The sequence below is a fragment of the Micromonospora sp. CV4 genome (genome assembly GCF_003667455.1).
GTDB lineage: Bacteria > Actinomycetota > Actinomycetes > Mycobacteriales > Micromonosporaceae > Micromonospora.
On record NZ_RCVI01000417.1, the window covers coordinates 1 to 9,382 of the forward strand.

9 protein-coding genes are annotated in these 9,382 nt (G+C 73.2%); 2 read left to right on the forward strand and 7 right to left on the reverse strand.

The window, feature by feature from the left end; all coding sequences use genetic code 11:
- Nucleotides 1–112 precede the first annotated feature (112 nt).
- The 3 genes from EAD98_RS29215 to EAD98_RS29225 all read right to left on the reverse strand — a co-directional run bounded on the left by EAD98_RS29215 (nucleotide 113) and on the right by EAD98_RS29225 (nucleotide 3,523).
- The gene (locus EAD98_RS29215) at nucleotides 113–397 is read right to left on the reverse strand and encodes a GlsB/YeaQ/YmgE family stress response membrane protein (protein ID WP_074313648.1); all 285 of its coding nucleotides are present in this window, start codon (nucleotides 395–397) and stop codon (nucleotides 113–115) included.
- Between the two features lie 586 nt (nucleotides 398–983).
- Entirely contained in the window at nucleotides 984–2,861 is a 1,878-nt protein-coding gene (gene lepA, locus EAD98_RS29220; protein ID WP_121657182.1) for a translation elongation factor 4, read from the reverse strand.
- A gap of 125 nt (nucleotides 2,862–2,986) precedes the next feature.
- Nucleotides 2,987–3,523 (reverse strand): DUF4240 domain-containing protein, encoded by a 537-nt coding sequence (locus EAD98_RS29225; protein ID WP_121657183.1) that lies wholly within the window; start codon nucleotides 3,521–3,523, stop codon nucleotides 2,987–2,989.
- Between the two features lie 61 nt (nucleotides 3,524–3,584).
- On the opposite strand from EAD98_RS29225, the gene EAD98_RS29230 reads away from it, so the two are divergent.
- Entirely contained in the window at nucleotides 3,585–4,571 is a 987-nt protein-coding gene (locus tag EAD98_RS29230) for an aminoglycoside phosphotransferase family protein (protein WP_233584021.1), read from the forward strand.
- Nucleotides 4,572–4,756: 185 nt separating this feature from the next.
- Nucleotides 4,757–5,023: a 30S ribosomal protein S20 gene (gene rpsT, locus EAD98_RS29235; RefSeq protein ID WP_121657184.1), complete on the forward strand. Its 267-nt coding sequence runs from the start codon at nucleotides 4,757–4,759 to the stop codon at nucleotides 5,021–5,023.
- A gap of 152 nt (nucleotides 5,024–5,175) precedes the next feature.
- Here rpsT and EAD98_RS29240 read toward each other — a convergent pair whose 3' ends face one another.
- The 4 genes from EAD98_RS29240 to EAD98_RS29255 form a co-directional block, all read right to left on the reverse strand.
- The gene (locus EAD98_RS29240; RefSeq protein WP_121657185.1) at nucleotides 5,176–5,613 is read right to left on the reverse strand and encodes a hypothetical protein; all 438 of its coding nucleotides are present in this window, start codon (nucleotides 5,611–5,613) and stop codon (nucleotides 5,176–5,178) included.
- On the reverse strand, nucleotides 5,610–6,590 hold the full coding sequence (gene holA / locus EAD98_RS29245) for a DNA polymerase III subunit delta (RefSeq protein WP_121657186.1): 981 nt from the start codon (nucleotides 6,588–6,590) through the stop codon (nucleotides 5,610–5,612). The genes EAD98_RS29240 and holA overlap by 4 nt, the downstream gene beginning before the upstream one ends.
- A 181-nt stretch (nucleotides 6,591–6,771) precedes the next feature.
- Nucleotides 6,772–9,147, reverse strand: a complete 2,376-nt coding sequence (locus tag EAD98_RS29250) for a ComEC/Rec2 family competence protein (protein WP_121657188.1) — start codon at nucleotides 9,145–9,147, stop codon at nucleotides 6,772–6,774.
- 41 nt (nucleotides 9,148–9,188) lie between these two features.
- The coding region (locus EAD98_RS29255) for a ComEA family DNA-binding protein (RefSeq protein ID WP_147457523.1) at nucleotides 9,189–9,382 on the reverse strand (194 nt) is incomplete at its 5' end.

A 9,382-nucleotide genomic window follows, 5' to 3' on the forward strand; every position in this document is an offset into this window, starting at 1 on the left:
GCGGGCGGGCCAGCGGGCGGGGGCGAGCCGGCCGCTGCACGGGGACGAACGCCGCAGGGCGCCCGACCAACCGGTCGGGCGCCCTGCGGAAGTGGTGCGGGTGATGCTGGTGTTATCGGGTGACGCTGCGGCGGCGACCCACGCCGGCCACCAGCGCGACCGCGATCGCGGCCACGACGACCTGCACGAGCAGCTCGCCCCAGTCGATGCCGTTGGTCTCGGTCGCGATGCCGATCGCCCGCGCCAGCACGGTGCCCAGCAGGGCCGCGCCGACACCGATCAGCATGTGCAGCCACATGGGCATGTTCTGGCGGCCCGGAACGACCAGGCGGCCCAGCGCGCCGACGATGAGACCAACAACAAGCGCAGTGATGATGCCCCACACGGTGAGCTCCACGATCGCCCTCCTTCAAAGAATGTCTGCCACACGATGTGTGTTTCCTGTCGTGACCGCTAAGTGCCCGACCCACCGAAAATCCAAACCGACTCACTTGCAGAGGCGACGGTGACCGTCAATGCGGTCCGACTGCGTCGATTGGCACGGGGGCGCATCCACACAGGTCACCGGCACTGCCGTCGGGTCACCCGCCGCCGGCGCGGCTCGAAAATTCCTTCACCCGCCGCCCAGTCGCGCCGCTGGAGACCGCGCTCCGGCCGGTTCGGCACGCCGCCGAGGCACGGCGAGCAAGAGGGCACCGCGAGCAAGAAGGCACCGCGAGCAAGAACGCACCACGAGCAAGAACGCACCACGAGCAAGAACGCACCACGAGCAAGAACGCACCACGAGCAAGAACGCACCACGAGCAAGAACGCACCACGAGCAAGAAGGCATCACGAGCAAGAGGTCGCGGTCCGCGACAGGGGGACCGCCACCGGGGTACGGCGGACGGCCGGCGCCCCGTCGAGCATTCGGCCTTTCGCGACCGACCCGGCCGGGGCACCGGCCGTGTTCGTCTGTCAGCGCCGGCGCACCGGCGTCGGTGTCACTTCTTGCCGGCGGCCTTGCCGTCGCCGGAGTCGGAGGAGAGGGCGGCGATGAAGGCCTCCTGCGGAACCTCGACCCGGCCGACCATCTTCATCCGCTTCTTGCCTTCCTTCTGCTTCTCCAGCAGCTTGCGCTTACGGCTGATGTCACCGCCGTAGCACTTGGCGAGCACGTCCTTGCGGATCGCCCGGATGGTCTCGCGGGCGATGACCCGGCTGCCGATGGCCGCCTGGATCGGCACCTCGAACTGCTGGCGCGGGATCAGGGTGCGCAGCTTGGCGGCGATGGTGACGCCGTAGTTGTACGCCTTGTCCTTGTGCACGATGGCGCTGAACGCGTCCACCGGCTCGCCGTGCAGCAGGATGTCCACCTTCACCAGGTCGGACGCCTGCTCGCCGGAGGGCTCGTAGTCCAGCGAGGCGTAGCCCTTGGTCCGGCTCTTCAACTGGTCGAAGAAGTCGTAGATGATCTCCGCGAGGGGCAGTGTGTAGCGCAGCTCCACCCGGTCGGCGGAGAGGTAGTCCATGCCGAGCAGGCTGCCCCGCCGGCCCTGGCAGAGCTCCATCACCGCGCCCACGTAGTCGTTGGGCGTCAGCACGGTGGCGCGGACCACCGGCTCGTACACCTCGGCGATCTTGCCGGTGGGGTACTCGCTCGGGTTGGTCACGACGATCTCCTCGCCGTCGTCCGTGATGGCCCGGTAGACGACGTTCGGCGCGGTGGAGATCAGGTCGAGGTTGTACTCGCGCTCCAGCCGCTCCCGGATGATCTCCAGGTGGAGCAGGCCGAGGAAGCCGCAGCGGAAGCCGAAGCCGAGCGCGCCGGAGGTCTCCGGCTCGTAGTCCAGCGCGGCGTCGTTGAGCTTGAGCTTGTCCAGTGCCTCGCGCAGGTTGGGGTAGTCGGACCCGTCGATCGGGTAGAGGCCGGAGTAGACCATCGGCTTCGGGTCCTTGTAGCCACCCAGCGCCTCGGCGGCCGGCCGGCTGTTGATGGTGACCGTGTCACCCACCCGGGACTGCCGGACGTCCTTCACGCCGGTGATGAGATAACCGACCTCGCCGACGCCGAGCGCCTCGGCCTTCACCATCTCCGGCGAGATGACACCGATCTCCAGCAGCTCGTGCACCGCCCCGGTGGACATCATCTTGATCCGGTCCCGGGCGCTGATCCGGCCGTCGACGACCCGGACGTAGGTGACGACGCCGCGGTAGACGTCGTACACCGAGTCGAAGATCATCGCTCGGGCGGGCGCGTCGGCGTCGCCGGTCGGCGGGATGAACTGCCGGACGATCTCGTCCAGCAGGTGCGGCACGCCCTCGCCGGTCTTGCCGGAGACGCGGATGCAGTCGGCCGGGTCGCCGCCGATGAGGTGGGCCAGCTCCTCGGCGTACTTCTCCGGCTGGGCGGCCGGCAGGTCGATCTTGTTGAGCACCGGGATGATGCGCAGGTCGTTCTCGAGCGCCAGGTAGAGGTTCGCCAGGGTCTGCGCCTCGATGCCCTGCGCGGCGTCGACCAGCAGCACGGCACCCTCGCAGGCGGCCAGCGACCGGGACACCTCGTAGGTGAAGTCGACGTGCCCCGGGGTGTCGATCATGTTGAGCACGGCGTGCTCGCCGGTCCGCTCGCCCTCGCGGATGGTCCACGGCATCCGGACGGCCTGGCTCTTGATGGTGATGCCGCGCTCGCGCTCGATGTCCATCCGGTCCAGGTACTGGGCGCGCATCTGCCGGGGGTCGACCACGCCGGTGAGCTGCAGCATCCGGTCGGCCAGGGTCGACTTCCCGTGGTCGATGTGGGCGATGATGCCGAAGTTCCGGATGCGACCGGGGTCGGTGGCACCAGGAGCATTCGCGCCGGGATCGAGCTTCGGTGGCACAGCGGTCCGTTCTGGTCGGCTGACGTGAACAGGCCGGCGCGCCGCCGACCCCCTCTATGTTCCCACGCCGCCAGGGTGCCCCCGCTGTGCGGGCGATGGATCGTCCGGCGGAGCGCCCGCGCCGGTCACTCCACCGGCGGCTCCACGAAGAGCGCGGCCAGCCGCGGCAGCCGTCGGCGGGCCTCCTCCTCGTCGTCGAAGTCCCAGAAGTCGTTGAGGTCCGGCGCGCGCACCGGGTCCCGGTCCGCGGGCAGCTCCGACGCGGTGGCCTTGCGGTACGCGTCCCAGGGCACAGTCAGCATCTGCTCGGCGGAGAACTCCTCCCCGCTGAGCGACGCGGCCCGCACCTGGGGCAGCTCGGCCAGCGAGTCCGGGTCGGCGACCGCGCGGGCGAAGACCGCCCGGCCCTGGGTCATCAGCCAGCCCCGGAAGTGCTCGAAGCCGTCCGCCGACGCCCCGCCGTTGATCAGGTACGCGGCCCCCCACAGATCCGCCTTGTGCGAGGCGGCCAGCACCCGCGTCTGGTGCCGGGCGTACCCGACGATGTCCTCCGGGTCGCGCTCGGCGAGCAGCGCCACGGCGCGCGCGGCCACCGGGCCCGGCTCTCCCCCGCCGCCGGCCCGGGCCTCGTCGATCAGCTGCCAGAAGTCCTCGGTCCTCATGGCTTGGCAGTCTGGCAGTGTCGGCGCGCGCTGTGCACGTACCCCGGGGCAGCATGGTGGGGTGTCCCCGCCGTCGCTGCCTCCGGTGCCGTACCACGCGAGCGCGCTGCGTCCGTCGTGGCCGGCGCTGCCGGCGGCGCTGCGGGCCGCGATCGCCGACCGGCTCGGCGCGCCGGTGGTCACCGCCCGGGTGGCCGGCGCGGGCTTCACCCGGGGTTTCGCCGCCGTGCTCGACACCGCCGACGGCGGCCGGGCCTTCGTGAAGGCCGCGTCCGCCGTCGAGCAACCGCGCCTGGTCGACTCGTACGCCCGGGAGGCCGCGATCCTCGACCGGCTGCCGGCCGGCCTACCGGCGCCCCGCCCGCGGTGGACCCTGTACGAGGTCGGCTGGTTCGTGCTCTGCACCGACGCCGTCGACGGCCACACCCCGCGGCTGCCCTGGGCGCCGGCCGAGCTGGACGCCACGCTCGCCGGGTACGCCGAGGTCGCCGCCGCGCTGGCCGACCCGCCAGCCGGGCTGACCGCGCTCGGGCTGCCGCACCTGGCCGACCTGGCCCGGTCGGACATCCTCTGGTGGGAGGAGGTCGCGGCCGACCGGGAGCCGCCGCCGGCGCTGCCCGAGCCCGTGCGCGGCCGACTGCCCGAGCTGGCGGCGCTGGAGTCCCGCCTCCCCCGGTACGCCGCCGGGGCGACCGGCCTGACCCACGGTGACCTGCGGGTGGACAACGTCCTCATCGACGCGGACGGCCGGGCCTGGTTCTGCGACTGGACCTGGGTGTGTCACGGGCCGGCCTGGTTCGACCTGGCCGGTCTGCTGCTCACCGCGTACGCCGGCGGCCTGGACGCGGACCGGCTCTTCACGGCGCATCCGGTGACCGCGGGCGCGCCCCCGGACGCGCTGGACGCCACCCTGGCCGCGCTGGCCGGCTACTTCCTCACCGGCGCCGCCGCGGCCCCGGGAACGGCCTCGCCGCACCTGCCCGCGCACCAGCGGTGGAGCGGCGAGCAGGCGCTCGACTGGCTCGCCCACCGCCAGGGCTGGCGGTGACCGGCGGGAGCATCCGGGGGCGTAGTGTGATCGCCGGCGGGCCGGGATTCGGCCGCGCGGTGGTCGGGCCGTTTTGGCTCGTCCCGGGCGACCTGGTAACCTGGCTCTTCGCGCAGCGATGACGCATGTTCGTCATCCCGCGCACCTAAGCTGACCAACCCGAGCTATCAAGACGAGGCTGTCGCGTGGCGAACATCAAGTCCCAGATCAAGCGCAACCGGCAGAACGAGAAGGCCCGGCTGCGCAACAAGTCGGTCAAGTCGTCGCTGAAGACCGCCGTCCGGAAGTTCCACGAGGCTGCTGAGGCCGGTGACGTCGAGAAGGCCACCGCGCTGATGCTGGAGGCCTCGCGCAAGCTGGACAAGGCGGTCAGCAAGGGCGTGATCCACTCCAACCAGGCCGCGAACCGCAAGTCCGCGATCGCCAAGCGCGTGGGGTCGCTCTCCGCCTGACGACTCTTCCGTCAGACTGATTCGGAAAGCCCCGGACCTCGGTCCGGGGCTTCCGTGTGTCCGGAGCAGTCGCCTGCCGCGCACTTCCCACGATCATCGACCTGGACCCCTGCAGGGAAAGCGCCCCTGGAGGGGCCGTCCCGCTCCAAGATCTACTGCGACTGGGTGGGTGGGCGTGTCGGGGCGTCGCTGCGCGGGGTCGGCGCGTCCACCGTGACGATGACGCCGGGCACGCTGTGCGTGATCCATTCCACCCGGGCCCGCCCGACCACCGGTTCCATCTGCCGGCGGAAGCGGTCCCGTTCCTGCTCGGGCACGAGCGCGGCGGACCGCACCACGATCGCGGCCACCATGTCGTTGAGCTTCACCATCGCCGCCACCACGGCGGGCAGCACCAGCACGGCCCACCAGGTGACCAGTTCGGCGAGGGCGAGCAGCACGGCCAGCGCGACCGTGCCCTCGAAGAAGAGGAAGCAGAGCACGCCACCGGGGTTGACGAACCGCAGGCCGAGGAGCCGGGCGTAGAGCGGCCGGTAACGGTCCTCGTCGGCGGGGAGGGTGGCCCACGCCGTGCGGTTCGGCCCGGTCACCGGGTGCTGCCCTGCCGTGCCGCCGCGACCGAGAAGACAGCGCGTTCCAGGGCGTACGCCCGGTCGTCCGAGCCGCCCTTGACGGCCGCGTTGCACTCGGCGGCGACCTGCATGGCCCGGACCAGCCCTTCGGGCGTCCAGCCGCGCCCCTGCCGCTGCGCCCGCTCGATCTTCCAGGCCGGCATGCCGAGGCTGCTGGCGAGCTGGTACGGGTTGCCCCGCCCGGCCGACGCCACCCGGGCCACCGTGCGTACGCCGTCGGCCAGGGCGTCGGCGATGGGCACCGGGTCCACCCCGACGTGCAGGGCCCAGCGCAGCGCCTCCAGCGCGGCCGGCACGTCCCCGACCATGGTGGCGTCCGCCACGGTGAAGCCGCTCACCTCGACCCGGCCCCGGTAGTAGCGGGCGACCGTGTCGGCGCCGATCCGGCCGTCGGTGTCGGCGATCAGTTGGGAGCAGGCGGCGGCAAGCTCGCGCAGGTCGTTGCCGACCGCCGCGATCAGTGCTTCGGCGGCGTCGTCGGTGCACCTGCCGCCAGCCCGGCGGATCTCGTCGCGGACGAAGGCCAGCCGGTCGCGGTGCCCCTTGAGCTTGGCCGCCGGGATCACCGTCGCGCCCGCCGCCCGCAGCCCGTCGGCGAACGCCTTGCCCTTGGCGCCGCCCAGGTGCAGCACGAGCAGTTGGACGTCCGGATCGGGATTCTTCGCGTACGCCAGCAGCGCGGTGACCAGGTCCTTGCGGGCGTCCTGGCCGGAGCGCAGGATGAGCAGCCGCCGCCCGCCGAACAGCGACGGGCTGAGCATCTCGGCGATCTCGCCGACGGTGAGCGCGCTGGCCTGGTACTCGCGGACGTCCACATCGGGGTCGACGCTGCGGACCCTCGCGACAGCTTCGGTCACCGCTCGCGTGGCGAGCAACTCCTCATCACCGAGGACGAGCAGAATGGGGGCGAGGCTGGCGGGGGTCACGCCGCCCATATTCGCACGGCCCACGCCGGGAACGTGCCTGGTCATTCGCCCCTCAGTCGGCGGAGCCCGCAGTCAGTGCAAATCCCGACATTCACCACAATCCACTGCGTAATTCTTAATACGCCCAGCATTGGCACCGTTGATCGCGCAATTTCCACCACGAGTCGGGCCGGCCTCCTTTCCGCTCCCCTCAGGTTCGTCGACCCGGGGGCACGCCCCGGCGGACCACCGCCAGGCCCTCCCCCGCCCGGATCGCCGCCAGATCACCGTCGGTGTCGGTGCGCAGGACCCGGGCGCCGCCCCTGCTGAGCCGGGCGAGCAGCCCCGGATTCGGGTGCCCGTAGGTGTTGCCGGTGCCGACCGGCACCAGCGCGACGGCTGGCCGAACCGCGTCGAGGAAGCCCGGATCCTGATAGGCCGAACCATGGTGGGCGACCTTCAGCACGTCCGCGCGCAACTGCCCCGGCGCCGCCCGCGCCAGCACCGCGTGCTGTTCCTCGGTCTCCGCGTCGCCGGGCAGCAGGATCCGCACCCCGGCCACCGTGGCGAGCAGCACCAGTGAGTTGTTGTTCGGGTCGGACCTGGTCCCCGCCAGCGGGTACGGCGGGCCGAGCACGAGCAGGTCGACCCGGCCGACCGGATGGCGGGCACCGGCGACGGTGGTCAACAGCGCGGCCCGACCGGTGGTCGCCGACGCCCGAACCAGCTCCAGCCCGCCCTCCGGATCCCTGGACGGCGGGGTCAGCACCGCGCCCACCCGGCGCCCCCGGAACACCCCGGCCACCCCACCCACGTGGTCGGCGTGGAAATGGCTGACCACCAGCAGCGGCACCTCCCGGACGCCGAGCCGACGCAGGCAGCCGTCCACCGCCGCCGGCTCCGGCCCGGCGTCCACCACCACGGCGCGACCGGCGGCGACCGGCAGCACCAGGGCGTCGCCCTGACCCACCGCGCAGGCCACCACCACCCAGCCGGACGGCGGCCAGCCGGCGGCCACGAGCCGGACCGGAAGGGAGCCCAGCAGCGCGGCCACCGCGACCACCGCCACCAGCCGGCGCACCAACGGGCGGCGCACCGCGACCAGCAGCGCCACGGTCAGCCCGGCCAGCAGCAGGGCACCCCACACCCCACCGGGCCACGGCAGCGTGCCGGCCGGCAGTCGGGCGCCCTGGTGGGCGATGACCACCAGCCACCACGCCGGCCAGCTCGCCAGCCACGCGACGAACTCCGCGCCGGCCGGCCAGAGTGGCGACAGCGTGGCCGCCAGCACGCCCAGCACGGTCGCCGGCGCGATGGCCGGCACCGCCAGCAGGTTGGCCGGCACCGCCACCAGGCTGACCGTGCCGGAGATGCCGGCGACGACCGGCCCGCAGGCCAGCTGTGCGGCCGCCGGCACGGCCAGAGCCTCGGCCAGCCCGGCCGGGACGCCCCGCCGGCGCAGGCCGTCCCGCCAGCGGGGAGCGAGCAGCAGCAGACCACCGGTGGCCAGTACGGAGAGCGCGAACCCCGCATCGCCGGCCAGCTCCGGATCGGCCAGCACCAGCACGGTGACGGCAGCGGCCAACGCGGGCAGCGTCGCCCGGGGACGGCCGGCGGCCAGCGCGGCGAGCCCGATCGCCCCCATGGTGGCGGCCCGCACGACACTCGGCGAGGGGCGAACCAGGATGACGAAGCCGACCAGCGCCACCCCGCAGAGGCCGACGGCGAGCCACGGGCCGGCCCGCGCCCACCGGGCCAGCAGCAGCACCGCGCCCACCACGATCGCCACATTGGAACCGGAGACGGCGTTGAGGTGGGTCATGCCGGTGGCCCGGAAGTCCTCCTCCACGCCGGGCGGCAGCCGGCTGGTGTCTCCCACCACCAGCCCGGGCAGCAGGCCACCCGGCTCATCGGGAAGCGGTGCGCAGGCCCGTTGCAGCCCGGCGCGCAGCGTCCCGGCGGCGCGCTGCGCCCAGGACGGGACACCGTGCCGCTCCGGCGGGCCGTTGGTGCTGAGCACCGCCGCGGTGAGGTCACCGCCGAGCGGGACACCGAGCCGACCCTCGGCGGCAACGCGCTGCCCGGGCAGCAGCCCACGCCAGGCCGGGTCGGTGGCCAGGACCAGCACCCGCACGGACGCGTGAACCCGTCGGTCGTCCGGGCCGGTGAGCCGGACCAGCTCGGTCGGCACCAGCAGCATGCCCGGACGCCCGGCGGACCGGATCGGGCGCGGGTCGTCGCGGACGATCAGGTCGGCGGTCACCGGGGCGCGCTGCTCGGCAAGGGCGCGGACCGGCGGCGCGTCCCGGACGGTCAGCCGGGCGGCGGTGGCCGCCGCGCCGCAGACCACGCCGAGACCCACCGCGACGGCGATCCAGCCGTAACGGCGGAGACCGCCCCGCGGGCGACCGAGGCGGCCGGCGGTGTGCATCGCGCTGCCCGCCGTCAGGATTGCCACCGCCCCGGCCACCAGCACGAGCGGGCGTGTGCCGACGTGCAGCCCGGCGAGCGCGGTGAGCCAGGCGGCCACGGCCAACCCGGCCAGCCGCAGATCCGGCGGCGCAGTCTTGGCCTGGCCGGCGTTCAGGTCGCCTGCGGGTGACCGGTCATCGGCGACGGGGTGGCCGCTCACACCGTCACCAGGTCCTTGAGCTGCTCGTAGCGGGCGTCGCCGATCCCGTCGACCTGGCGCAGGTCGCCGACGGACTTGAACCCGCCGTGCTGGTCGCGGTGGGTGAGGATCCGCTGGGCGAGCACCGGCCCGACCCCCGGCAGCGCGTCGAGCTGGGCCAGCGTTGCCGGGGGTCGGGCCGGTGCTCGCC

Excerpts from the sequence above, each read along its gene's own strand:
- EAD98_RS29225 (WP_121657183.1), bottom strand. The coding sequence starts at position 3,523 with ATGAGGACCGAGGACTTCTGGCAGCTGATCGACGAGGCCCGGGCCGGC.
- holA (WP_121657186.1), bottom strand. The coding sequence starts at position 6,590 with ATGGGCGGCGTGACCCCCGCCAGCCTCGCCCCCATTCTGCTCGTCCTC.